A 25,640-nucleotide genomic window follows, 5' to 3' on the forward strand; every position below is an offset into this window, starting at 1 on the left:
ATTTTGTGAAGTTTTTTTTGTCACTTAGCAACTTTCACATAATTTAAGGTATAGTTTTTGCCTTTAGTAAAATGTTTTAGTATTTTTAATGCAGAAAGGAAACTATTATGGATGATAATTTTTCACCAAGAGTAAAAGACGTAATCGCCTACAGCAAAGAGGAAGCACTTCGTTTGGGTCATGATTTTATTGGCACTGAACATTTGATGCTGGGCTTATTACGCGATGGAGATGGCAAGGCTATAAATATTCTAAATGCTTTAGATGTAGATTTAAATCACCTGAGGCGAAAAGTTGAAATACTAAGCCCTGCAAACCCTAATATTGTTGCAGCTTCAAACCAGAAAAAGAACCTGCACCTTACTAGGCAGGCTGAGCGCGCTCTAAAAACAACCTTCCTAGAAGCCAAACTGTTTCAAAGTTCCTCGATTAACACAGCACACTTACTGCTGTGCATTCTAAGAAATGAGAACGACCCAACTACCAAGCTATTAAACAAGCTTAAAATTGACTACGATAATGTTAAAGAACAATTTAAATTTATGATTACAAACGACAATGAATATATAGAGCCAAAAGCAGAATCGTTTCAAGATGATACCGGTTCTGATGACGATGCTTCAAAAGACATCTTTAACACACCAACAGGTAAAACCAATAAAAAATCTAAAACCCCTGTTTTAGACAACTTTGGTCGTGACCTTACCGCTTTAGCCGAAGAAGGCAAGTTAGACCCTGTGGTGGGTAGAGAAAAAGAAATTGAACGTGTCTCACAAATTTTAAGCCGTCGCAAAAAGAATAATCCGCTCTTGATTGGTGAGCCAGGTGTTGGTAAGTCTGCCATTGCCGAAGGGTTAGCGCTTAGAATCATAAAGCGTAAAGTATCTAGAATTCTGTTCAATAAGCGCGTGGTAACATTGGATTTAGCAAGTTTAGTGGCTGGAACAAAGTATCGCGGACAGTTTGAAGAGCGCATGAAAGCCGTTATGAACGAGCTTGAAAAGAATGATGATGTTATCTTATTCATCGACGAGATTCACACCATTGTTGGTGCGGGTGGAGCTACCGGAAGCTTGGATGCTTCCAACATGTTTAAACCGGCATTAGCCAGAGGCGAAATCCAATGTATTGGTGCGACAACGCTTGATGAATACAGACAATACATCGAAAAAGACGGGGCTTTAGAGCGTCGTTTCCAAAAGGTTATTGTTGAGCCCACCAGCGTTTCTGAAACTATTGAGATTTTAAATAATATTAAAGCGAAATACGAAGAACACCACAACGTAGATTACACGCCGGAAGCTATTGAAGCCTGTGTAAAATTAACCAACCGTTACATGACGGAGCGTTTTTTACCGGACAAGGCTATAGATGCTTTGGATGAGGCCGGGTCTCGCGTACATATCACAAACATTGAAGTTCCTAAGCAAATTATCGAGCTTGAAAAACAGTTGGAAGCTATAAAGGAAACTAAAAATGCGGTGGTTCGCAAACAGAAATACGAAGAAGCCGCTAAACTTAGAGATGACGAAAAACGTATTGAAAAAGAATTAGCTGTGGCTCAGGAAAAATGGGAAGAAGACACCAAGCAACACCGTGAAGTCGTTACTGAAGACAATGTTGCTGATGTGGTATCTATGATGACAGGTATTCCGGTGAATCGTATTGCACAGACAGAAATCAACAAACTGGCTGAATTACCAAACTTAATCAAAGGAAAGGTTATTGGTCAGGATGAGGCTGTCGCTAAAGTGGTTAAAGCCATTCAACGTAACCGTGCCGGACTTAAAGACCCGAATAAACCGATTGGTTCATTTATATTTTTAGGTCAAACCGGGGTTGGTAAAACACAGTTAGCCAAAGTATTATCCAGAGAGCTTTTTGATAGTGAAGACTCTCTGATTCGTATCGACATGAGTGAATACATGGAGAAATTTGCGATTTCGAGATTAATCGGAGCGCCTCCGGGTTACGTTGGTTACGAGGAAGGCGGACAGTTAACCGAAAAAGTAAGACGTAAGCCTTACGCTGTTATTTTATTAGATGAAATTGAAAAAGCACATCCTGATGTGTTCAACATGTTATTACAGGTGCTGGACGATGGCTATTTAACGGATAGCTTAGGTCGTAAAATCGACTTTAGAAACACCATCATCATCATGACATCGAATATCGGAGCACGTAAGCTTAAAGATTTTGGAACCGGCATCGGTTTCGGAACAGCTTCGCAAAAAGCTCAGGAAGATGCTAATGCCAAGAGTGTTATTGAAAACGCCCTGAAAAAATCGTTTGCTCCTGAGTTCTTAAACAGAATTGATGATGTTGTCATGTTTAACGCCCTTGAAAAAGAAGACATCAACAAGATTATCGATATCGAATTAAGCAAATTACTGCTTCGCATTAAAGATTTAGGATACACCTTAAAACTTAGTGATAAAGCTAAAGATTATATTGCCGAAAAAGGTTTTGACAAGCAATACGGTGCAAGACCATTAAAACGTGCAATTCAAAAGTATATCGAAGATGCATTGGCTGAGGAAATCATCACGTCTCACGTAGAAGAAGGCGATACGATTGCTATCGATTTAAACGATAGCACTCAGGAATTAGATATCAGCATTCAAAAAGCTGAAAACAATCCAACAGAATCCTAATGAATTTCTGTTACAAAAACCAAAAGCCCGAAATTAACTTTCGGGCTTTTTTATGGTTCAAATTTTACATCTAAATCGGCACAGCATAAGAGTTTTTAATCTCTCCCATAACAAATGTACTATGCGCACTGCCTATATTTTTTATACTTCCCAGGCGATCTAAAACAAAATTCTGATACTCCTTCATATCGCTAACCAGGATCTTTAAAAAGAAGTCATAATCTCCAGAAATATTATAACATTCAACAACTTCTTTCAACGACAAAACATCTTGCACAAATTGATTTCCTATTTCTCGCGTATGTTCTTTTAAAGTTACATTACAAAACACCATCAAACCTTTATTTAACTTTTCAGCATCTAAAACTGCAACATAATTCTTGATATACCCTGCTTTTTCAAGCTTCTTCACGCGTTCAAAAACGGGTGTCGTAGATAAATTAACTTTAGCCGCCAACTCCTTTGTTGTTAAATTCGATCGGTGTTGCAGTATTTTTAAGATTCTAAAATCAATCTCATCCAGGGGTATCGCAGAATTATTTTCTGGTAAACTCATATTCTACTTCAATTAAAAGATTATTCATCTTTGATGTGAATCAAAAATAGGAAATGCAACCAAAAAACAACACTTATTATTCATTTATATTCTTCAATTATAATTTTGAACAGGATTTTAAACCAATAACACATTATGAAAACTACCATTTTAGGATATCCAAGAATTGGATCCCATCGCGAACTAAAAAAAGCCTGCGAAGCCTTTTGGGATAAAAAAATTAACGAAGAAGATCTACTTAAAACAGCCCTGGACTTAAAAACCCGAAATTGGTTACAACAACAGGAATCGGGTATTGACTTAATCCCGTCCAACGACTTTTCACTTTACGATCAGGTGCTGGACACCTGTTTAATGGTGGGCTGTATACCTGAACGCTATAAATACATTCCAAAAGAGAATACTTTAGAATTATACTTTGCGATGGCAAGGGGATTACAAAAAGAGGGAATTGATGTCACCGCTATGGAAATGACCAAATGGTTCGATACCAACTACCACTATATAGTTCCTGAATTTGAAAAGAAACAAACCTTTAATTATTTTTCAAAAAAAGTTATTAAAGAGTATAAAGAAGCTTTGGCTATTGGGATCGAAACCAAACCTGTTTTAATTGGTCCGGTAACTTTTTTACTATTAGGTAAAGAAAAGGAAGAAGGATTCCAACGATTGGATTTACTGGATAAATTATTACCTGTTTATCTGGAAATTATTCAGGAATTAACAGATCTTGGGGTTGAATACATTCAGTTTGATGAACCTTGCCTGGCATTAAACCTGGGAAACAACGAGCGCCAGGCCATAACAACGACCTACCAAACGATACACAGGCAGTTTCCAAAACTAAAAATCTTCCTGGCAAATTATTTTGACTGCTATGGCGATAATTTGGAAACAGCGCTTCAATTACCAGTCGATACGCTGCATTTAGATCTGGTTCGCTGCCAATTACAATTGGATGATATATTAAACTCTGAACATTTTAATAAAAACACCAAACTTTCTTTAGGTGTGGTTGACGGTCGAAATATCTGGAAAAATGATTTTGAAGCATCATTAAAAACCATCGAAAAAGCCTTAACTAAAGTGCCTTTTGAAAACATATGTATTTCATCGTCCTGCTCCCTCTTACACACGCCGTATGATTTGGATTTAGAAACGAATCTGAAATTTGATATCAAACAATGGCTGGCATTTGCCAAGCAAAAACTGGAAGAAATCAATACGATTAAAAACTTATGCCTTCCGGAAAACGATGCATATTTACCATTGTACGAAGAGAATAAACTCGCTAACCTTAACAGAAAAACTTCTAAATTAATTCATAACAACGAGGTCAAAAACCGGGTTTTAAAACTCACGGAAGCAGATAGTCACCGAGAAAGTAATTTCAGCATAAGACAGGCTAAACAAAAGAATGCTTTAAATCTGCCACTCTACCCTACAACAACTATTGGTTCCTTTCCGCAAACCAAAGAGGTTAGAAACTGGCGTTTAAAGCATAAAAAAGGACAATTATCTCAGGAAGATTACGATAATCTAATCGCTAAAGAAATTGAAGATTCCATTCGCTTTCAGGAAGACATTGGTTTAGATGTTTTGGTCCATGGTGAATTTGAACGCAACGACATGGTTGAATATTTTGGTGAAAGACTTAATGGTTTTGCGTTTAGTGACTTTGGTTGGGTACAAAGCTATGGAAGCCGCTGCGTTAAACCTCCTATCTTGTTCGGTGATGTTTCTCGCGAAAATCGGATGACGGTAAAATGGTCAGAATATGCACAATCTTTAACAGAAAAACCCTTGAAAGGGATGCTAACCGGCCCGGTAACCATCTTACAATGGTCTTTCGTAAGAAACGACCAGCCAAGACAAGCAACCTGTAATCAAATTGCGTTGGCAATAAGAGATGAAGTGGTAGACCTGGAGAAACATGGTTTAAAAATCATTCAGATCGATGAACCCGCCATTCGTGAAGGCTTACCATTGCGAAAAGAAGCATGGGCCGAGTATTTAAACTGGGCTGTAAAAGCCTTTAGAATTTCAGCTAGCGGTGTTAAGGATGAAACTCAAATTCATACCCACATGTGCTATTCTGAATTTAATGATATTATTGCCAGTATTGCCGATATGGATGCCGATGTGATTACCATCGAAACATCACGTTCTGAAATGGAACTACTGGAAGCTTTTGTGAATTTTAATTATCCCAATGAAATAGGTCCTGGTGTTTACGATATTCATTCGCCACGTGTGCCTTCATTACAGGAAATTGAGAATTTACTCCTAAAAGCAAAACAGGTACTCCCTAAAGAACATATTTGGGTAAATCCGGATTGTGGTTTAAAAACCAGAGACTGGCCGGAAACGAAACAAGCTTTAGAAAACATTGTAAAAGCAGCAAAAAAATTAAGACAACAAGAATTAGAATTAGTTTAAACCTCCTAAAGAAGCCTGATTAAAAATCAGGCTTCTTTTTTATCTTTTGGTACTCTAAATAACAGAACAATTCCAATAAAAAAGAAAACAAACAGAAACAAAACCGCATTACGCATACTTCCTGTAAACTGAGCCACAAAACCGTATAAAAACGTTCCGATAATAATACCTATTTTTTCAGCAACATCATAAAAACTAAAGAATGATGTCGTATCGGTGGTTTCTGGTAAAAATTTAGAATAAGTCGATCGCGATAAGGCCTGTATGCCTCCCATAACAATTCCCACAAAACCAGCAGCGATATAAAAATCCATTGGGGTAATTACATAATACGCATACACACAAATAACCGCCCAAATGACGTTGATACCAATTAAAGTTTTAATATTTCCAAAGATTCTCGAAACTCTTGCTGTTACCATGGCGCCTAAAATGGCAACTACCTGAATCACCAGAATACTCACAATAAGTCCCATAGTTCGCTCAGCATCGGTTCCCCAGGCGATTTCTTCTTCTCCAAAATAAGTAGCAATAAGCATTACCGTTTGTACCGCCATACTATACACAAAGAAAGCACCTAAATAACGTTTCAGTTTTATGTTATGCGATAACTGACTCCAAACCAGTTTTAATTCTTTGAAACCATTTAAGATGACATTTTTCTTCGGACTGTCTTTTTTATTTCCTTTAGGCAAGTAATAAAAGGAATACTGACTGAACAGAATCCACCAGATACCAACGGAAATAAAAGAATATTTCATGGCTTTAATCTCGGCTGCTCCACTTTCATCGGTAGTAATTCCGAAAACATCCGGTTTCATAACCATTGCCAGATTCAGCAATAAAAGAATCACACTACCAACATACCCCAAAGAAAAGCCTTTGGCACTAATTCTATCCTGCTGACTGGCAAATGCAATATCAGGTAAATACGAATTGTTAATGGCAAAACTTACCCAAAAACCGACTAAACCAAAAAAGTAACACGCCAGACTAAAATAAATATGCTCTAAGGAAAACCAATACAAACCAATACAGGACACACCTCCTAAATAGCAGAAAAACTTCATAAAAACTTTCTTATTCCCCAAATAATCGGCAACACCAGAGATTAACGGCGTCACAATAGCAATGAATACAAAAGCCAAAGAAGTGGTGTAACTAATTAATGGAGCTCTGGAAATTTCGCCGCCAAAAACCGACACTTTTTCAATATCCGAAATTCTAAAAAGTGCCCCGTAAAAAATAGGAAATATAGCCGATGCGATAACTAAACTATACACCGAGTTTGCCCAGTCGTAAAAAGCCCAGGCATTTAACAGTTTCTTACTTCCTTTTTCTAATGGCTTCATAAAATAATTATAATCGGTTTTAAATAAAAAAGACTGCCCGAAATCAGGCAGCCTCAAAGTAAACAAATATTTTTAACTCTTATAAATTAAATCTTACTTAAATGACGTGACGCCAAACTTAGCCGCCTCTGCTTTTGCTTTAGGCGCCAAAGACGTTAAGTTTGCTATTCGTGAAGCATTTGAAGGATGTGTACTTAACATTTCTGGTGGTGCCTCACCTCCTACGGCATCCATTCTTTTCCATAATTCCGCAGCTTCGTCCGGATTATAACCAGCAATAGCCATTAAATATAAGCCAATCTCATCGGCTTCGGTTTCATGCGCTCTGCTGAATGGCAACATAACACCTACCTGAGAACCAACTCCATAAGCCTGATTAAATATGTCCAACGATTGTTTGTCCCCCGACAAGGCTACATTTCCCGCCAAGGCAACTCCTTGCTGAACGTAAGCCGCACTCATACGTTGCTGACCATGATTTGCCAAAGCATGTGCAACCTCATGGCCCACCACTGCCGCTAAGGCTGTTTCGTTTTTAGTTACTGGTAAAATTCCTGTGTAAACCACAATTTTTCCTCCTGGCATGCACCAGGCATTCACCGTTTTATCGTCAACCAGGTTATATTCCCACTTATAATCTTTTAAATAACCTTGATAACCGTTGGCATCTAGGTAACGTTCAGCCGCCTTAGCTATTCTTTGCCCCACGCGGGTGACCATATTTGCATCTGCAGTCCCGGTAATCACTTTATTTTCTGACAAAAATTGATTGTACTGTGCAAAGGATGTTGGAAATAATTGATCGTTCGATACAAAAGCCATGGTTTTCTTACCTGAAAACGGATTTGTAGCACACGAAAGAACGAATGCAAGAGTTCCTGATACTATAAGTGTTTTCTTCAGTTTCATCGTAATTTGGATTAAAATAGGGTATAAAAATACAAAAATTGTATCTTACTATTTTAGACGCTTTCATTTTTTAAAAGTCACTTAAACAAATAAAGATGATATACAAGCCTTCTGTTATGTTTAATCGAGACTTACGACTGACTTCCTAAAAAACACATCAACTCATGAAAAACATCTTGCTCTTTACCCTTACATTATTAATTTTCAGCTGCAATGGAAATGCGCAAAAAAATCAGAAATCTGCTTATAAAGTTTCTAAAACGGATGCCGAGTGGAAACAACAACTAACCCCTCAGGAATACCAGGTCCTGCGGAAATCGGGAACCGAACCTGCGTTTTCAAGTCCTTTAAATAAAAATTACGAAAAAGGCACTTATGTTTGTAAAGCCTGCAACACGCCGCTTTTTAAAAGCATTCATAAATTTGACTCGGGAACCGGGTGGCCAAGTTTTGATCAGGAAATAAAGGGCAACGTGGCTTACTCTAAAGATTCGCATGCTTTTTATGGCACAGAAGAGCATTGTGCAACCTGTGGCGGACATTTAGGGCACGTGTTTAATGATGGGCCAAAAAATACCACAGGAAAACGCCACTGCATAAATGGCGTGGCTTTAAAATTTATTCCCGACACCAAATAAAATAGTAACTTTACGCTCATGGAAAGTTATTTAACCAGCATTACTAAGCAATTTCAATATTATAAAAGCCTAGGAGATAAAACCTTTAACCAACTCTCTTTTGACGACATCTCTTGGCAAAGCAGCGAGGATACCAATAGTATATCGATTATTGCAAAACATATGGTTGGGAATATGCTAAGCCGATGGACTAATTTCCTCACGGAAGATGGTTAAAAATCATGGCGTAATCGGGAGGATGAGTTTATAAGCTCATACACATCAAAAGAAGACCTAATCGCATCTTGGGAAAGCGGCTGGTTGACCTTATTCAAAGCTATAAATGCGTTGAAGGAATCCGATTTGGAATCTATCATTTATATTAGAAATGAAGGTCATACCGTTTTAGAAGCGATTAACAGACAATTAGCACATTACAGTTACCATATTGGTCAAATAGTGTTTCTCGGCAAGTTATTGAAAGGAAATGACTGGCAGTCGCTGTCTATTCCAAAAGGAGAATCTTCAACATATAATGCTAAAAAATTTAGTTTGGAAAAAACGAAAAGGCATTTTACCGATGATATTTAAAACAGAAACAGTCTTCAAAATCAAAATTTTGAAGACTGTTTTTATTTTGGAAATATATTTTAATCTTTTAACGTACTTGTTGTATAATATCCACGTTCCCTGGTAATCATACCCTCGTCATTAAAATTATGAGTAAACATCAAAGGAACTGTAAATTTCTTATCGTCTGATTTACGAGTCAATCGTAATTTCCACCAGGACTGAACAACTTTACCACCCCATATTTCATATTCTAAATAATCCGGATAACCAACCACATCAATGGCATCAATGGTCCAGGCTGTCAAAAACGCTTTAAAATGCGACTTTTCATCTTCTAATCCGTTGGTTTCACCATCAGGCATATCTAGATTTGAAAACCGAGCATTTTCAGCAAAATAACTAAAACCTTTTTCGATGTCGCCGTGCTCCAAAGCACCTATCATACGGCGTACTTTATTGATATATTCATGTTCATTATAAATCGTACCATTTGTTCGAACATCTCGCGCTTGGCCAATGGCATCAAATACAGTACCATCATCATAGGTAATCACCGTTTTAATTTTGTTGTCATCATTGATAACAAATAACCTGTGCAGCTGCATATTGAGCTTTACCCCTGTTTTGTCGTGCACACCTTTTAAATAATCCCAGGTCTGCACCCATAAGCCTGATTCTTTATATTCCAAAGCATCAGGATATGCGCCTTTAGCACGTTCTATACTCAAATAGGAAACATTATCCTTCCAGAAAGCCACCTGCTTTAAATATTGATGTTTATCAACCCCTTTATCATCAGGATTATTACTCATCCCGTTATAGGCTTTAAAATCGTCGGCCAGATAACTGGCTACTTTAACGGTGTCGCCTTTCACAAAGGCTTGAGTCATATCTTCTACAACTTTTATTGCAGGATGCTCAATGTAAATAGTTCCGTTTTTTTTTGTCTGAGAGTACATGATGAACGAGGGGATCAACATGCAGATAATAGCGAGTTTTTTCATTTTGAATAAATTTTTGGTTAATTAATCTTTTTAAATTTAATCAAAATAACTGAAAATGAATGATTTACACATGATTATTTCTTACAGCATGATTAAGAAAATTTAGCTTAGAACCTAAATATCGGACTTCAAAGTTCTTTTATAGGGTTGAATAATTAATCGGGCTTCCCTATCGAAACGCACATAATTATAGACCCAGTTTACAAAAACCACCATGCGATTTCTGAATCCTATTAAGAAAAATAAATGCACAAACATCCAGACATACCAGGCTAAGACCCCTTGAAATTTAAACCTTGGCAAATCCACTACCGCTTTATTTCTTCCAATGGTAGCCATAGCTCCTTTATCCTTATATTGAAACGGCTTCATGGCTCTACCTTCTATTAAATGCAGCATATTGTCTCCCAGTTGTTTTCCCTGTTGTATAGCAGGTTGTGCCATCATTGGAAATCCGTTCGGATAATCTTCCGTTTCCATACTGGCCACATCTCCAACGGCAAAAATATGGTCGAATCCTTTTACCTGATTGAATGCGTTTACAATAATTCTATTGCCTCTGGTAATGAACTCTGAAGCATCCAAACCTTTTATTGTAGCCCCTTTTACCCCTGCCGCCCAGATTAAAGTTGCAGTCTCGAAAGTTAAATCGGTATTGGTTGTAACGATTTTTCCATCATACCCCGTTACACGTACATTTTTCCAGATGTGAACACCTAGTTTTTCCAGAAAATCTTCGGCTTTAGACGATGCTTTATCACTCATCCCCTTTAAGACACAATCGCCGGATTGAATGATGTGAATTTGAGCCATGCGCGTATCTAAATCCGGGTAATCTTTTGGTAAGATACCTTTCTTTATTTCTGCCAAAGCACCCGCCAATTCCACACCTGTCGGCCCGCCTCCCACAATAACGAAATTCATTAAGGCATTGCGTTCATTTAGATCTGAAGTCAGTAAAGCCTCTTCAAAATTTTCAAGAATCAAACTTCGTAAGTTTAAAGACTGTGGTATGGTTTTCATAGCCATACTGTTCTTTTCGATTTCAGCATTCCCAAAATAATTCGTTTGCGATCCCGATGCCACCACCAGATAATCAAATTTTAAATTCCCTATATCGGTCTTTACTTTTTTTCCTGCAGTGTCTATTTCTTCAACATGAGCTAGTCTGAAATGAAAATTAGGAAAGTCTTTAAGTATTTTACGAATAGGATACGCGATAGAATCAGGTTCCAATCCACCTGTAGACACCTGATAAAGTAGTGGTTGAAAGGTATGGTAATTGTGCTTATCTAGCAAAACGACCTGTACTTCTTGCTTCGATAACTTTTTTGCCAGAGATATTCCAGCAAAACCACCGCCTATAATTACGACTCGGGGAAAACTTGTTCTGGGAATGTTCATATAGTAAATCTTACTAACAAAGGTAACAAAAGATACAAATTTATAGGGTTCTAAATTCTTTATATGGATAAGGTTTCGTAAATTCGTTGCCGGAAAAATAACGATTAAAAAAATCTCATGAGTAAATACGATATTATTGTTCTTGGAAGTGGTCCTGGTGGTTATGTAACGGCTATTAGAGCATCGCAGTTAGGTTTTAAAACTGCCATTATTGAAAAAGAAAACCTTGGTGGTGTATGTTTAAATTGGGGATGTATCCCTACAAAAGCCTTACTAAAATCTGCCCAAGTATTTGAGTATCTTAAGCATGCTGAAGATTACGGACTAAAAGTTAAGGAAGCAGAACACGATTTTGATGCTGTTGTAAAACGTAGCCGTGGTGTTGCGGAAGGTATGAGCAAAGGTGTTCAGTTCTTAATGAAAAAGAATAAAATTGATGTTATTAACGGTTACGGAACACTAAAACCTGGTAAAAAAGTTGATGTAGACGGAACGGAATATAGCGCAGACCATATTATTATTGCAACTGGAGCACGTTCTCGCGAATTACCAAGCTTACCACAGGATGGTAAAAAAGTAATTGGTTACAGAGAAGCGATGACTTTACCTGAACAACCAAAGAAAATGATTGTAGTTGGTTCTGGAGCTATTGGTGTGGAGTTTGCATACTTCTACAACTCTATGGGAACCGAAGTAACAATTGTAGAGTACTTACCAAACATTGTTCCTGTTGAAGACGAAGATGTTTCTAAACAACTAGAGCGTTCGTTCAAGAAAAGTGGCATCAACATTATGACTTCTGCTGAAGTAACAAAAGTGGATACTTCTGGAGAAGGTGTTAAAGCGACTGTAAAAACTGCAAAAGGAGAAGAAGTTTTAGAAGCTGATATCATTTTGAGTGCTGTAGGTATTAAAACAAACATTGAAAACATCGGATTGGAAGATGTTGGTATTGTTGTAGACCGCGATAAAATATTAGTAAACAGTTTCTACCAAACTAACATTCCTGGTTACTACGCTATTGGTGATGTGACTCCGGGACAGGCTTTAGCACACGTCGCTTCTGCTGAAGGTATTTTATGTGTTGAAAAAATTGCTGGACAACACGTGGAAGCTTTAGATTACGGAAATATTCCTGGATGTACTTACGCTACGCCTGAAATTGCAAGTGTTGGTTTAACCGAAAAACAAGCTAAAGAAAAAGGATACGATATCAAAATCGGTAAATTCCCTTTCTCAGCTTCAGGTAAAGCTAGTGCTGGAGGAAACAAAGACGGATTTGTAAAAGTAATTTTCGATGCTAAATACGGTGAATGGTTAGGATGCCATATGATTGGTGCTGGTGTGACCGATATGATTGCTGAAGCTGTTGTGGCTAGAAAATTAGAAACTACAGGGCATGAAGTATTAAAAGCAGTGCACCCTCACCCAACCATGAGTGAAGCGGTTATGGAAGCTGTAGCTGCTGCTTACGACGAAGTAATTCACATCTAAAACAGGCTTTTTTAAACAAGTTAGATTATTAGATTTCTTAGAATAAAAAAGGTTTCAGCATATACTGAAACCTTTTTTATTTCTTTAAAATTTTAATTTAGACCCAACGGTAAATGATTCTCTTAAGCCCGAAGTAAAATCTGTTTTTATAGGATTATCATTTGAAGACCTATAATTAAACTGAGCATTAAACATTAAATTATTTGTAGGTTCGTATTCAATACCAAAGTTTGCATTCAACAAAGGGGAATCATTACCTGTTAAACCATCCTTAAACAACATTAAATTGACCCCACTAAACAACTTCCATTTTTCGTTTAATTTTACCTCAAATAAAACGGGCATTTCAAATTTTGAATAGATTCCAAAATCAACTATTTGCGCCTTCTGAATAATATTTAGATTACTATTAATTCTCAAAATATAAAAATCATTAGTTACTTCAAATGTAGAGCCACTATCTTCAATCGAGCTTTTACATTGTAAATTCTGCCCATTTAAATGTAAAACTCCAATAAAAGCCAATATTTGAAATGTTAGTTTTTTACTCACAACTTAAATTCAACACCTAATGATACCACATCAATATTAGGCCCTACATCAATAGAAGAATCCATATTAAATAATTTATAACCCAAAACAATATCTGTAGATTTAAAAAGTTCATATTGAATTTTTGGTGCAAAATAAAACCCGCTGGAATAAGGATGAGAATCTATAGCGAATGCATACCCCAAATCTATTCCAAAAGACAACTTTTCAGTTAAGTTAAAACGGCTGGTTAACGCTATTGGGAGCATTTTAATATCACCCCTGGCGGAAATTTTTAAACCGGATAAATCATATTCGTCACTTTTAAACCAATAAGACAACCCTGTGGTAAACCCAAAATCTAAATTCTTATTTATATTCACTAAATAAGTCGCGTCAAAAGCGAGAGCAAAATTATTTACTCCTCCATTCGACCCTACACTTGTAGCGACTTTTAATTCTTGAGCTTGTAATTTAATTAATCCTAGAAATAGGAATAATAGCAGTAAGTTTCTTTTCATGATTGATTCAGTTTTTAAGATTAATAATACAAACCTAAGAATATATCATGTTAAAAATCTCACAATACAATCATAAAAAAACGACAATATATCGTTAAGAAAAACTAAATAAAACTCTGGATAGCCAACTCGTAACTCTGCAAACCAAAGCCCAAAATAACGCCTTTCGCGTTAGGAGAAATATACGATTGATGTCTGAATTCCTCTCGACCAAACGTATTTGAAATATGAACTTCCACAACTGGTGTTTCAATACCTTTAATCGCATCGCCAATGCCTATTGACGTGTGCGTATACGCACCTGCATTTAAAATCACACCGTTATAACTAAAACCGACCTCGTGTAATTTATTGATAATTTCTCCTTCTACATTCGACTGGTAATATTCTAAACTTATACCTTCGTATTTTTCTTTGATGGTATCAAAAAACTCAGTAAAAGTTAAACTGCCGTAAATGGCTGGTTCACGCTTTCCTAATAAGTTTAAATTGGGACCATTAATAATGAGTATCTTTTTCATTTAAGTGTTTATCGTACTTATTTAATTTTTAAAAAATCGATTTGTGTCTTCTCACCTTTCTTTAAATTAGACATGGCTTTTATACTATTATCACCATCTTTTAACTCTACAATAACAGTATTTGGTGCAATGCTTCCTTCGTTAACAGCATTAATCACAATAGAGGTCTTTCCATCTATCAAATCTAGATTAATAACCTTTTGCGTATTGGTGGCTTCAAAATGAGTCAGCAACGATTTATCGTTAACTTTTATGTTTATTTTATCACCGTCTTCCTTGCCGCCATCATAAATAATTAAAGACACCGATTTTGATTTTGAAAATACACTTAGCGTTTGGTCCTTACGAAGGATGTTCATATTCAATGAATCCATCATCTTCATAGAACTTAATTTTTCTTTAATACTATCGGAGACCTTTTTTGAATTATTGATCTTCTTAATTACCTTATCAAACTTAGCCTCCATTTTCTCTAATGGACTCAACATTAATTCACCATTAACACACTTCGTGTTATCTGAAAATAAACCTATAAAATCAGCTTTAATTTTATCGCTCTTCTTAAACGTAAAGTCTCTTATTGTAGTATTAATAAAACAGAAATCATCCTGAGTTATCGGAGATTTGGTATACACAATTCCGGTTTCTCTAAAATTTAATTCCTTTTTATCTTCATAATATTCACCTCTAATGATTGAACGCGTTTCATGCTCACCTCCCATTCCTGTTAGAGAATAGCCTTTTACTTTGCCCATATGTTCAGTTAGAGCTATTTTATATGATATATTAACCGTATCATTAATCCTTACAAATCCAATATATTCATAAGATTGCTGAGCATTTGAAAATATGGCTGTAAAGAAAAACAGAAAAACAACAAGACACTTACGAAACATATTTGGATTTTTAATAAATTGTATAAACAAACATAAAATAATTAATTATGAAAATTAAATTTTTACTGACATTATTAGCGGTGTTAACTACGTACTCGGTAAGCTACGCTTCTTTTCCTGTTCAGAGGACTGTAAACACTGTTACAGAACTAACATCAAACTCTACAAATGAAATTTTAACCCCCATCACTTCTTCTGTAGTTTCTCAAAACAAATGGGTTGGAGTCGCTTTATGGTTCTTTTTAGGTTGGCCGTTTGCCGCTCATCGTTGGTATTATAAAAAACCAGTACTAATTAATATTTTATTCATCATAACTATTGCTGGTTTGGGAATCTGGGGAATTGTAGATCTAATTAATATTTTATCAGACAACTTTTAAAAATTTTTACTGAAATATATTGTAAATCCGAAGTAATCTCACTTCGGATTTATTCTTTTTTAAATAATACAACTGACCAGATAAGTGAACATTATTTTCCACATATTTTAACTAGGTAAGAAAAACTGATTTAAAGACGAAAGAAAATAACTAAATGTTTTTTAGATAGATACAGGATTTTTTATTAAATTGTATCAACAAACATAAAACGATTAATTATGAAATTTAAAATTTTACTTACATTATTGGTAGCTTTATTTTCGTTCTCTGCAAGCTACGCATCTTTTCCTGTAAAAAGAACTGTTAGCACCGCTACAGAAATCACAACCGGTGATTCTACAACCACAGAAGTGTTAACGCCAATTGCTTCTGCAGTGGGCGACAACTTAGTAGTGGGTATTCTGTTATGGTTCTTCCTAGGATGGGCTGCAGGACACAGATGGTACTACGGAAAACCAATCCTTTGGAACATTGTGTTCATTTTAACAGCTGGTGGATTAGGTGTTTGGTGGATTATCGATTTAATTAATATGATTACTGGTAGATTTTAAAATTTAATGACATAATTATTACCAACAATCAACCAAAATTAAATCATAACCATTTAGTATTAATGCTAATCTTACTTGATAAAAAAAAGGCCGAAAGTATTCTTTCGGCTTTTTTTTACTTATCTCCACTTTTTTAAATGTCTTAGAACTGCTCAAAGCTGAAAATAATTTACTTTTATCCCTATGAAATGGGAAAACGCTTTAAAAGACTATCAGTTATACTTAAAGATTGAACGTGGTTTATCTCAAAACTCCATCGATAACTATACTTTAGACATCAGAAAGCTTATAAAATACTTAGAAGCTCATAATGATACTATTTCACCTGTTGATATAAAAACCGAAAGCATTCAGCAATTTATTTATGAGACAGCTAAAAATGTAAATGCCAGATCGCAGTCCAGATTAATATCTGGCTTGCGCAGCTTTTTTAGCTATCTCGTTTTTGAAGACTACCGGGAAACCAACCCGCTGGACCTTATAGAATCTCCTAAAATAGGGCGAAAACTTCCCGACACCTTATCTGAAGAAGAAATCGATAAACTTATTGCGGCAATTGATTTAAGCAAACCGGAAGGCGAACGCAACAGAGCCATTTTGGAAACGCTTTATGGTTGTGGCTTGCGTGTAAGCGAACTCATCAGCTTAAAACTTTCCGATTTATTTTTTGATGAAGGCTTTATTAAAGTAACAGGAAAAGGTGACAAACAACGTTTTGTACCCATTGTGGAAGTAACTCAGAAATACATCAATATTTACAGAAAGGAAATTCGAAATCATCTGCCTGTTCAACCTGGGCATGAGGATACACTATTTTTAAATCGTCGTGGTAAACAACTAACACGTGCCATGATTTTTACCATTATCAAACAACTAGCTGAAAAAATAGGATTAAAAAAGAGTATTTCGCCGCATACCTTCCGACATTCGTTTGCCACGCATTTACTGCAAAACGATGCCGATTTACGCTCTATTCAATTGATGTTGGGGCATGAAAGTATCACCACAACCGAAATTTACGTACATCTCGATAAAAGCCATTTAACCAAAGTGGTAGAAAAATACCACCCGAGAAAATAAAAAACGCTTAAAAAGAAAACTTTTGTAAACCTGAACTTATTTCAGGTGCTCCTATTTAGATTACTCCTCTTTTTCAGTAGTCTCAAATAAATTCAGGATGACAATTGAAACTAGATATTGTAAAGAAATGTTATTACGAGAAATTTTCGTTTCGAAATAATCGCATCAAAATTTAACCAACGTAGTCAAGATATTCTGAAAAATAAAAAAGCCTCAACTTGTGTTGAGGCTTTTTTATTTATGCTATAACGATAATTATTTCGCAATATTTACCGCTCTGGTTTCTCTGATTACCGTTACTTTTACTTGTCCAGGATAAGTCATATCTGTTTGAACTTTCTGTGAGATGTTAAATGATAAATCTGCCGCTTTTTGATCGTCTACTTTTTCACTTTCAACAATTACACGTAATTCACGTCCTGCCTGAATAGCGTATGCTTTCTTAACACCGTTAAATCCGAAAGCAATATCTTCAAGATCTTTTAAACGTTGAATATAGCTATCTAATACCTGACGTCTTGCGCCTGGTCTTGCGCCTGAAATCGCATCACATACTTGAATAATCGGCGCTAGTAACGATTTCATTTCAATCTCGTCGTGGTGAGCCCCAATCGCGTTACATACATCTTCCTTCTCTCCAAACTTCTCAGCCCACTGCATACCTAAAATAGCGTGAGGCGTTTCCATATCGGCTTCTGCATCCGGCACTTTTCCTATATCATGTAATAATCCGGCACGCTTCGCTAATTTTGGATTTAACCCTAATTCTGCTGCCATCACGCCACAAAGCTTAGCCACTTCACGCGAGTGTTGTAATAAGTTTTGTCCGTAAGAAGAACGGTATTTCATTCGACCTACCATCTTAATTAACTCAGGGTGTAAGTTGTGAATCCCTAAATCAATTACCGTACGTTTACCAACTTCAATAATCTCCTGCTCGATTTGCTTTTGTGTTTTTTGAACCACCTCTTCAATACGAGCTGGATGAATACGACCATCGGTTACTAACTTGTGTAACGATAAACGCGCCACTTCACGACGCACAGCATCAAAACAAGACAGAATAATCGCTTCCGGTGTATCATCTACAATAATTTCCACACCTGTAGCGGCTTCAATCGCACGGATATTACGTCCTTCACGACCAATAATTCTACCTTTAACATCATCAGATTCGATGTTGAATACAGACACACAGTTATCTACAGCTTCTTCTGTACCTATGCGCTGAATGGTGTTGATTATAACTTTCTTCGCCTCTTGTTCTGCAGTTAATTTAGCTTCTTCTAAAGAACTTTGAATATAAGCCATAGCGTCATTTCTTGCTTCGCCTTTTAAAGACTCTATAAGTTGCGCTTTAGCTTCTTCAGCTGATAAACTCGAGATAACTTCCAGTTGTTCTACCTGACTTTTGTGTAAACGATCGATTTCCTCCTGCTTCTTATCTAAAACATCCAGTCTGTGATCATAGTCTTTTAATTTCGCCTCTAAACTTTCGTTAAGTTTTTTGTTTTTGGCTAATTCACTGGAAACCTGAGACTCCTTATCGCGTGTGCGCTTTTCGGCTTCTGCCATTTTTTTGTCACGAGATAAAATGACCTTTTCGTGCTCCGATTTAAGTTCGATGAATTTTTCTTTAGCCTGAAGAATTTTATCTTTTTTTATCGACTCGCCCTCACTGTTGGCTTCCTTGATAATTAAACTGGCACTTTTTTTAGCTTCCTTTACCAGCTTAGACGCATTATTTTTTTCTAATACTTTAGCAATAACAAAACCTATTGCTATCCCTAATATTCCCCCTCCTGCAATTAATATAATTGAGTTATCCATTGTTGATTTTAGTTGATTTAAACATATAAAAAAGCCCGCACCAGTATAAAGTTTTGTATAAACTCCTTAAAAACAAGTTTAGGGTTAACAAGCTGATCAAGGGTCTGCTCAAGGCAGCATGCTTTAACAACTTAAACTCACCCTTTTTAAAGAATTAACGTTGAGTTTATCAAAAAAAATCACTAATGCAGGCAGTATTTTAAACTTATTTTAAAGAACGCTTAAGAGACCAAATAAGACTGAAGCAAATCGTTTAATGCACTTAATTTATCTTCTACATGTTCATTAACATGTTCCTTATCTATTGATTTCTGTTCTACTTGCGCGGCAAACTGTAAGGCACACATAGCTAACACATCTTGCTTATCGCGAACAGAATAACTTTGCTCAAACTGCTTAATCATTGCCTCGATATTTTTAGCCGCTTTACGTAATCCTTCTTCTTGACTCGGGTCAATATTTAAAGGATATACCCTATTTGCTATAGATAGCTTTATTTTAAGCTTGTCTGACATTGATTCGATTTAGCTTTAATCGGAGAGTTGAGCAATACAATGATCTATATCTCTAATTAAAGCATTTATTTTAAGCTTAGTTTCTCTTTTATTTTCGTCACTGCCAAGTATTGTATTTGCCATTATAAGAGCTTCATATTTCTCTTCCCAATTTGCAATACGTTCTTTTTGGGCCGAAATTTCTTGTCTTGAAGCTACTAAATCGTCCTTTAGCTTCGAGTTTTCAAGCTTCAAAAGCTCTAATCTATGTAATACTTTGCTAATTTTGCTTTCTAAAGAATCTACAATATCTTCAATATTACCCATTTGCAAATTTCAATACTTATTACACAAAGTTAACATACATTGGTATAAATAACAATTGTTTTTTAATAAAATTTCAAATTTGTCGTTATTACTCTAAATCAACAAAATGGCTTGATATTTCTTTTATTTTTGCAGTATCATACCAAATTTATAACTTAGCAACAACTACTTTTTTATGAGATTAGTCCTATTTCTACTTACAACCTTTTCTTTAATTACTCAGGCTCAAAACCCTTACCCTCAGGATTATTTTGGCCACCCTTTGGAAGTGCCTCTAATTCTCTCCGGAACCTTTGCTGAATTACGCTCCAATCATTTTCATTCAGGAATGGATATAAAAACACAGCAACGTGAAGGCCTTAGGGTTATAGCAGCTGCCGATGGTTTTGTAAGTCGCATAAAAATTTCTCATTACGGATATGGTAAAGCACTGTATATCACCCACCCTAACGGATACACAACTGTTTATGCTCATTTACAGAAATTTGCTCCAGAAATTGAAGCATACGTAAAAGAACGCCAATACGAAGCCGAATCGTATGAAATTGAATTATTTCCTTCGGCCAACGAGATACGGGTAAACAAAGGTGAACATGTGGCTTTTAGTGGGAATACGGGAGGTTCTGGTGGACCTCACCTGCATTTCGAAATCAGAAACAAGGATGAACACACCCTAAACCCGATGCTTTTTGGTATCAGCATAGCCGATACAACCAAACCAACCATCAAATCCATTTATGCTTATCCTTTAAACGATTCGTCTACAGTCAACAATTCAGGCAAAAAACAAAAGCTTAGATTAATTCCAATGGCTTCAGGCGACTACACTACCGAAAATATAGAGGCTTACGGAACTATTGGTATTGGTATCGAAACGAACGACAGGCAAAATTTGGCAGCAAACTCAAATGGCGTGTACCAGATTCAATCATTTTTAAACGGTAATCAGAATTTCGAAATAAATTTTAAGTCCTTTTCATTTGATGAAACCCGAAACATCAATCAGCTTATCGATTACGAACACTATACCGAAACCAAACATCGCATACAACGATTGTTTAATCAAAACAATACCTTAAGCTTATACAGCCCTGAATTTAATAACGGCCATTTGACTATTAAAGACAGTACTAATGCTATTTATAAAATTCGGGTGGTGGATTATGAGGATAATGATGCCTGGGTAACCATTAATATCAAAGGAAATAAAACCGACATATCACAGTCTGCTACTGAACAAAAAACACCTTATTATATATACGCGAACCAAAGCACCAATTTAAAGTCTGGTAATGTGTCTGTTCATTTTTACCCTGAAACGTTTTACAAAAATTTCTATATCGATTTTAAGGTTAAGAATGACACGCTAACGCTTCATAAAGACATTATACCTACAAGGAATAATTTCAATATCAATTTCAACGTGAGTCATTATAAAGGTGCAGATAAAGATAAATTGTATGTTTCCAGATTAGTTGGACGAAAAAGCAACTATCCGGTATACACCGAAACAAAAAGAGTTGGAGACACCTTAATAGCTAGTACGAAGTATTTAGGTTCTTATACGCTTACTGCCGATACAATGAAGCCAACCATTACACCTGTAAACTTTAAAAACGAACAATGGCTTAGCAATTATCGCTTTCTAAAATTGAAAATTGACGATTCTGGTTCAGGCATTTCAAATTACAGAGCCACCATAAATGGTAAGTGGATTTTAATGGAGTACGAATACAAAAACAACACACTTACTTTCGACTTTAATGACCATATTTCAACCGAAACCAAAAATAATTTCAAACTTATAGTTACCGATAATGTGGGAAATAGTTCTACATTTGAGTCTGTATTCTATAGAAAAAACTAAATATCTTTTGAAAAGCCAATTTTACGTTTTAGCCTTTCTGTTTTTAATCCTGCCATTCTCTGGAGCATCACAAACAGCAACTATTAAAGGAATTATTCTGGACGATACCAATGCACCAGTTGCTAACGTAAATATAAAATCGAATACCAGCGGAACCACAACCAATGTAAACGGGTTCTACCTTTTAAACATTCCGGCTAATCAGGATATTTCTATTGAATTCACGCATCTGTCTTACAAGAAAATAGCCAGTACATTTCACCTTAAAAATGGTGAAACACTGGAATTCAACCCGGTAATGAATACAGCTACCGAACAAATTGCGACAGTGGTGATTAATAATGTGAGTCAGCGAGATGTTGAAGGCATTATTACCTTAAAACCGGAAACCATTAGAAAAATTCCGGGAGCCAATGCCGGTGTTGAAAACCTGCTGTTAACCCTTCCCGGAGTTAGTAATAACAACGAATTAAGCACCCAATATTCCGTACGAGGCGGTAATTACGACGAAAATCTGGTTTATGTTAATGACATTGAAGTGTACAGACCGTTTTTAATTCGTTCCGGACAACAGGAAGGCTTAAGCTTTGTAAATACCGATTTAGTACAGAATGTCGATTTCTCAGCCGGCGGTTTTCAGGCTAAATATGGTGACAAATTATCATCAGTATTAGATATTACCTATAAAACGCCATATCAGTTTGAAGTCAATGCCGATTTAAGCTTATTAGGCGGAAGCTTATCAGTTGAAAACATAAGTAAAGATTCAAAATTTACAGCTATTGCCGGTGTGCGCTACCGAGATAATAGTTTACTTGTTCAGGCCAAAGAAACGGAAACTAATTATCAACCCTCCTTTGCCGATATTCAAACCTACTTAACCTATAAATTTTCCAATAAATTTCATTTAAGTTTTTTAGGAAACGCTTCCATTAACAAATACAATTACCAACCTGAAACGCGTCAAACCAATTTTGGTACGTTTAGCGACCCTATTGCACTTTTGGTGTTTTATGAAGGTCAGGAAAAAGATCAGTACCGTACATTTTTCGGCGCCTTAAACGGGTCGTATTTTATAAATGATAACCTGAATTTAAAACTCCTTACTTCAACATATCACACTACCGAAGAAGAGTACTTCGATATTTTAGCACAGTACCGATTAGGTGAAGTCAATACCGATATCGGTGGCGAAAATCTTGGAAATGTGGAATATAGTCGCGGTATTGGAAGTCAGTTAAACCATGGTCGAAACGATTTAGACGCTTTAATAAGCACCATAGAGCATAAAGGTGATTTTAAAATCGATGAAAACCGCTTGGAATGGTCTCTAAAATACACCCATGAAGATATTCGTGACCGATTAATTGAATGGGAAGTTATCGATTCTGCAGGCTTTTCTATCCGTCCACCAAAAGCTGCTCCAAACGAACAGCCTTATATAGCATATTCCGGGCCTTTGGAAGCCTTTCAAAATGTAAGAAGCCTGAACAAAACGCAAATCAATCGCATACAGGCATATTTTCAATGGAGTAAACGTACCTTGCTAGGAAATAGTGATGTTTGGTACAATGCAGGCGTTCGAGTACATAATTGGTCGGTGAATGGTTTGGGAATCAAAAAATCAAATCAAACGGTTTTCAGTCCAAGGGCCCAATTCGCTATAAAGCCTGACTGGAATAAAGATATGTTGTTTAGAGTGGCTGCCGGATTGTATTATCAACCGCCGTTTTACCGAGAACTGCGAGATGCAAACGGTGTGGTTCAACCTAGCGTTAAGGCACAACAATCCTATCATATTGTTTTTGGGAATGATTATAGTTTTAAAATGTGGAATCGGCCTTTTAAACTGACTTCGGAAGCCTATTATAAAAATCTGAATGATGTTAACCCATACACAATTGAAAACGTTCGCATACGCTATAGGGCAACAAACAATGCTAAAGCATATGCCTACGGATTGGACATGCGTTTGAATGGAGAGTTTGTTCCGGGAACCGAATCATGGTTTAGTTTTGGATATTTAAAAACCGAGGAAAACATTGATAACCGCGGGTATATTGCCCGACCAACCGATCAGCGTTTAAAATTCGCTGCTTTATTTCAGGATTATGTGCCCAATGTCCCTAATTTAAAGGTGTATTTAAATTTAGTCTACAACACCGGATTACCCGGAGGTTCTCCTAGCTATGCCGATGTTTACAAATATCAAAACCGTTTACCAGATTACAAGCGTGCCGATTTAGGCTTGCAATTTGTTTTAGTTGATGCAAACAAACGGTTCAATCACGGATGGAAAAAACCGTTCAAGGCCTTGTCTTTTGGTTTTGAAATTTACAACATGTTCGATGCGCAAAACTCAATTACCAACACCTGGGTACGTGACGTATACACCAAAAGACAGTACGGTATTCCTAATTATTTAACGCCGCGTGTTTTCAATGTAAGAACAACGATGAAGTTCTAATTTGCAGTAAAGGTCTTTAAAACATCAACAACGTAATCAACTTCCGCCTTGGTATTAAAAATACTAAATGAAAAACGAAGAGACGGTTTCTCAAGGGCTTCAGCGTCTAAAATTTCGGAAAGCACATGCGATTTCTGACTGCTTCCGCTTTGGCAGGCACTTCCTCTGGAACAGGCTATACCTTTTAAATCTAACTGAAACAACATCATGGAGGCATCTACTTTAGAACTCGGTAATCGTAAATTCAGTATGGTGTAAATACTTTGTTCTGAATTAGCAGATTGCCCGTTAAACTGAACATCGGGAATGACCTTTTTTATCGCTTCTATGAAATACGTTTTTAAATGTTGTACGTAGGTTTGCTCTTGTTCTAAATTATCATAAGCTAATTTAATAGCCATTTCCATTCCTGCAATATGATGCACACTTTCGGTTCCGGCTCGCAAACCGCGCTCCTGTTCTCCTCCGAAAATTAACGGTTTCAATCCGGAGTCCTTTCTTACATATACAAAACCAACTCCTTTAGGGCCTTGAAATTTATGCGCAGACGCTGCTAAAAAATCAACTTTAACCTCCTGTAAATCTAATTTGTAATGCCCTAAAGACTGCACAGCATCACTGTGAAATAATGCATCATATTTATTACATAAATCTGCAACCTGCTTAATATCTAAAATATTACCTATTTCATTATTAACATGCATCAAACTAACGAGGGTCTTTTCCTCGGTATCTAATAAAGTCTCCAGATGCAAATAATCCACATCTCCATTGGCATCAAGATTAACATAACTAATCTGAATACCGTATTCTTTATCTAAAGCCTGAACGGTATGCAAAACCGCATGATGTTCAACTTTAGAGGTTACAATATGCTTCACATTTAAATCTCGAACAGCAGATCTTAACACCAGATTATCAGCTTCGGTACCACCTGAAGTAAACACAATCTCTCCGGCAGTACAATTTAAATAACCCGCTATAGTCTTTCGGGCCTTCTCGATCAGTACTTTTGAGGAACGACCAAAACTATGAGATGATGACGCGTTACCATAATTCGTTTTCATCACTTGAGAAATCACCTCTATAACCTCACTCCGTATTGGCGTAGTTGCGGCATTATCAAAATAAACCTGTTGCATAATTGTATTTTTCATCACAAAATTACTCAGA

The 25,640-nt window shown here is 36.3% G+C and carries 22 protein-coding genes, 1 other RNA gene and 1 pseudogene; 10 read left to right on the top strand and 14 right to left on the bottom strand.

The annotated features are described in order from the left end of the window. The first annotated feature begins 107 nt into the window (after positions 1 to 107). Positions 108 to 2,654: an ATP-dependent Clp protease ATP-binding subunit gene (locus ICJ84_RS09655; protein WP_188216186.1), complete on the top strand. Its 2,547-nt coding sequence runs from the start codon at positions 108 to 110 to the stop codon at positions 2,652 to 2,654. 70 nt (positions 2,655 to 2,724) lie between these two features. Here ICJ84_RS09655 and ICJ84_RS09660 read toward each other — a convergent pair whose 3' ends face one another. Then, positions 2,725 to 3,210: an Lrp/AsnC family transcriptional regulator gene (locus tag ICJ84_RS09660; RefSeq protein ID WP_188216187.1), complete on the bottom strand. Its 486-nt coding sequence runs from the start codon at positions 3,208 to 3,210 to the stop codon at positions 2,725 to 2,727. A gap of 135 nt (positions 3,211 to 3,345) precedes the next feature. Here ICJ84_RS09660 and metE point away from each other — a divergent pair, with 135 nt between their 5' ends. After that, on the top strand, positions 3,346 to 5,649 hold the full coding sequence (metE, locus tag ICJ84_RS09665; RefSeq protein ID WP_188216188.1) for a 5-methyltetrahydropteroyltriglutamate--homocysteine S-methyltransferase: 2,304 nt from the start codon (positions 3,346 to 3,348) through the stop codon (positions 5,647 to 5,649). A 26-nt stretch (positions 5,650 to 5,675) separates the two neighbouring features. Here the strand turns inward: metE and ICJ84_RS09670 are convergent, their stop codons facing one another. Next, positions 5,676 to 7,001, bottom strand: coding sequence for an MFS transporter (locus tag ICJ84_RS09670; RefSeq protein WP_188216189.1), 1,326 nt, complete (start codon positions 6,999 to 7,001; stop codon positions 5,676 to 5,678). 93 nt (positions 7,002 to 7,094) lie between these two features. After that, positions 7,095 to 7,910, bottom strand: a complete 816-nt coding sequence (locus ICJ84_RS09675) for a M48 family metallopeptidase (RefSeq protein ID WP_188216190.1) — start codon at positions 7,908 to 7,910, stop codon at positions 7,095 to 7,097. Positions 7,911 to 8,074: 164 nt separating this feature from the next. On the opposite strand from ICJ84_RS09675, the gene msrB reads away from it, so the two are divergent. Both msrB and ICJ84_RS09685 read left to right on the top strand, forming a co-directional pair. Beyond that, a complete protein-coding gene (gene msrB, locus ICJ84_RS09680; protein ID WP_188216191.1) occupies positions 8,075 to 8,548 on the top strand; it encodes a peptide-methionine (R)-S-oxide reductase MsrB in 474 nt (157 codons plus the stop codon). A gap of 18 nt (positions 8,549 to 8,566) precedes the next feature. Then, positions 8,567 to 9,118: pseudogene (locus ICJ84_RS09685) on the top strand (DUF1572 family protein). 59 nt (positions 9,119 to 9,177) lie between these two features. Here ICJ84_RS09685 and ICJ84_RS09690 read toward each other — a convergent pair. Together ICJ84_RS09690 and ICJ84_RS09695 are read right to left on the bottom strand one after the other, a co-directional pair. Further along, on the bottom strand, positions 9,178 to 10,104 hold the full coding sequence (locus ICJ84_RS09690) for a nuclear transport factor 2 family protein (RefSeq protein ID WP_188216192.1): 927 nt from the start codon (positions 10,102 to 10,104) through the stop codon (positions 9,178 to 9,180). A gap of 114 nt (positions 10,105 to 10,218) precedes the next feature. Further along, positions 10,219 to 11,508, bottom strand: coding sequence for an NAD(P)/FAD-dependent oxidoreductase (locus tag ICJ84_RS09695; RefSeq protein ID WP_188216193.1), 1,290 nt, complete (start codon positions 11,506 to 11,508; stop codon positions 10,219 to 10,221). Between the two features lie 117 nt (positions 11,509 to 11,625). Here ICJ84_RS09695 and lpdA point away from each other — a divergent pair, with 117 nt between their 5' ends. After that, positions 11,626 to 13,002, top strand: coding sequence for a dihydrolipoyl dehydrogenase (lpdA, locus tag ICJ84_RS09700; protein WP_188216194.1), 1,377 nt, complete (start codon positions 11,626 to 11,628; stop codon positions 13,000 to 13,002). Between the two features lie 84 nt (positions 13,003 to 13,086). On the opposite strand, the gene ICJ84_RS09705 is transcribed toward lpdA, so the two are convergent. The 4 genes from ICJ84_RS09705 to ICJ84_RS09720 form a co-directional block, all read right to left on the bottom strand. After that, entirely contained in the window at positions 13,087 to 13,554 is a 468-nt protein-coding gene (locus ICJ84_RS09705; RefSeq protein ID WP_188216195.1) for a hypothetical protein, read from the bottom strand. Next, positions 13,551 to 14,054, bottom strand: coding sequence for a hypothetical protein (locus ICJ84_RS09710; RefSeq protein WP_188216196.1), 504 nt, complete (start codon positions 14,052 to 14,054; stop codon positions 13,551 to 13,553). The genes ICJ84_RS09705 and ICJ84_RS09710 overlap by 4 nt, the downstream gene beginning before the upstream one ends. A 104-nt stretch (positions 14,055 to 14,158) precedes the next feature. Then, positions 14,159 to 14,575, bottom strand: a complete 417-nt coding sequence (aroQ, locus tag ICJ84_RS09715) for a type II 3-dehydroquinate dehydratase (protein WP_188216197.1) — start codon at positions 14,573 to 14,575, stop codon at positions 14,159 to 14,161. A gap of 17 nt (positions 14,576 to 14,592) precedes the next feature. Next, positions 14,593 to 15,471, bottom strand: a complete 879-nt coding sequence (locus ICJ84_RS09720; protein ID WP_188216198.1) for a hypothetical protein — start codon at positions 15,469 to 15,471, stop codon at positions 14,593 to 14,595. A gap of 47 nt (positions 15,472 to 15,518) precedes the next feature. On the opposite strand from ICJ84_RS09720, the gene ICJ84_RS09725 reads away from it, so the two are divergent. The 3 genes from ICJ84_RS09725 to xerD all read left to right on the top strand — a co-directional run bounded on the left by ICJ84_RS09725 (position 15,519) and on the right by xerD (position 17,482). After that, positions 15,519 to 15,851: a TM2 domain-containing protein gene (locus tag ICJ84_RS09725; RefSeq protein WP_188216199.1), complete on the top strand. Its 333-nt coding sequence runs from the start codon at positions 15,519 to 15,521 to the stop codon at positions 15,849 to 15,851. A gap of 218 nt (positions 15,852 to 16,069) precedes the next feature. Next, positions 16,070 to 16,402, top strand: coding sequence for a TM2 domain-containing protein (locus ICJ84_RS09730; RefSeq protein WP_188216200.1), 333 nt, complete (start codon positions 16,070 to 16,072; stop codon positions 16,400 to 16,402). Positions 16,403 to 16,585: 183 nt separating this feature from the next. Then, on the top strand, positions 16,586 to 17,482 hold the full coding sequence (gene xerD, locus ICJ84_RS09735; RefSeq protein WP_188216201.1) for a site-specific tyrosine recombinase XerD: 897 nt from the start codon (positions 16,586 to 16,588) through the stop codon (positions 17,480 to 17,482). A gap of 255 nt (positions 17,483 to 17,737) precedes the next feature. On the opposite strand, the gene rny is transcribed toward xerD, so the two are convergent. The 4 genes from rny to ICJ84_RS09755 form a co-directional block, all read right to left on the bottom strand. Further along, complete coding sequence (gene rny, locus ICJ84_RS09740) at positions 17,738 to 19,312, bottom strand: ribonuclease Y (RefSeq protein WP_188216202.1); 1,575 nt, start codon at positions 19,310 to 19,312, stop codon at positions 17,738 to 17,740. Between the two features lie 59 nt (positions 19,313 to 19,371). Continuing rightward, positions 19,372 to 19,478, bottom strand: a non-coding RNA gene (ssrS, locus tag ICJ84_RS09745) — 6S RNA. 55 nt (positions 19,479 to 19,533) lie between these two features. After that, positions 19,534 to 19,827, bottom strand: a complete 294-nt coding sequence (locus tag ICJ84_RS09750; protein ID WP_188216203.1) for a cell division protein ZapA — start codon at positions 19,825 to 19,827, stop codon at positions 19,534 to 19,536. A 15-nt stretch (positions 19,828 to 19,842) separates the two neighbouring features. After that, on the bottom strand, positions 19,843 to 20,133 hold the full coding sequence (locus ICJ84_RS09755; protein ID WP_188216204.1) for a hypothetical protein: 291 nt from the start codon (positions 20,131 to 20,133) through the stop codon (positions 19,843 to 19,845). 175 nt (positions 20,134 to 20,308) lie between these two features. On the opposite strand from ICJ84_RS09755, the gene ICJ84_RS09760 reads away from it, so the two are divergent. Further along, the gene (locus ICJ84_RS09760; protein ID WP_188216205.1) at positions 20,309 to 22,000 is read left to right on the top strand and encodes a M23 family metallopeptidase; all 1,692 of its coding nucleotides are present in this window, start codon (positions 20,309 to 20,311) and stop codon (positions 21,998 to 22,000) included. A 7-nt stretch (positions 22,001 to 22,007) separates the two neighbouring features. Beyond that, positions 22,008 to 24,467, top strand: a complete 2,460-nt coding sequence (locus ICJ84_RS09765; protein ID WP_394367623.1) for a TonB-dependent receptor — start codon at positions 22,008 to 22,010, stop codon at positions 24,465 to 24,467. Here ICJ84_RS09765 and ICJ84_RS09770 read toward each other — a convergent pair. After that, positions 24,464 to 25,609 (bottom strand): cysteine desulfurase family protein, encoded by a 1,146-nt coding sequence (locus ICJ84_RS09770; protein ID WP_188216207.1) that lies wholly within the window; start codon positions 25,607 to 25,609, stop codon positions 24,464 to 24,466. The two genes, ICJ84_RS09765 and ICJ84_RS09770, sit on opposite strands and share 4 nt — an antisense overlap. Between the last annotated feature and the right edge of the window lie 31 nt (positions 25,610 to 25,640).

Source organism: Aestuariibaculum suncheonense (assembly GCF_014596935.1).
GTDB lineage: Bacteria > Bacteroidota > Bacteroidia > Flavobacteriales > Flavobacteriaceae > Aestuariibaculum > Aestuariibaculum suncheonense.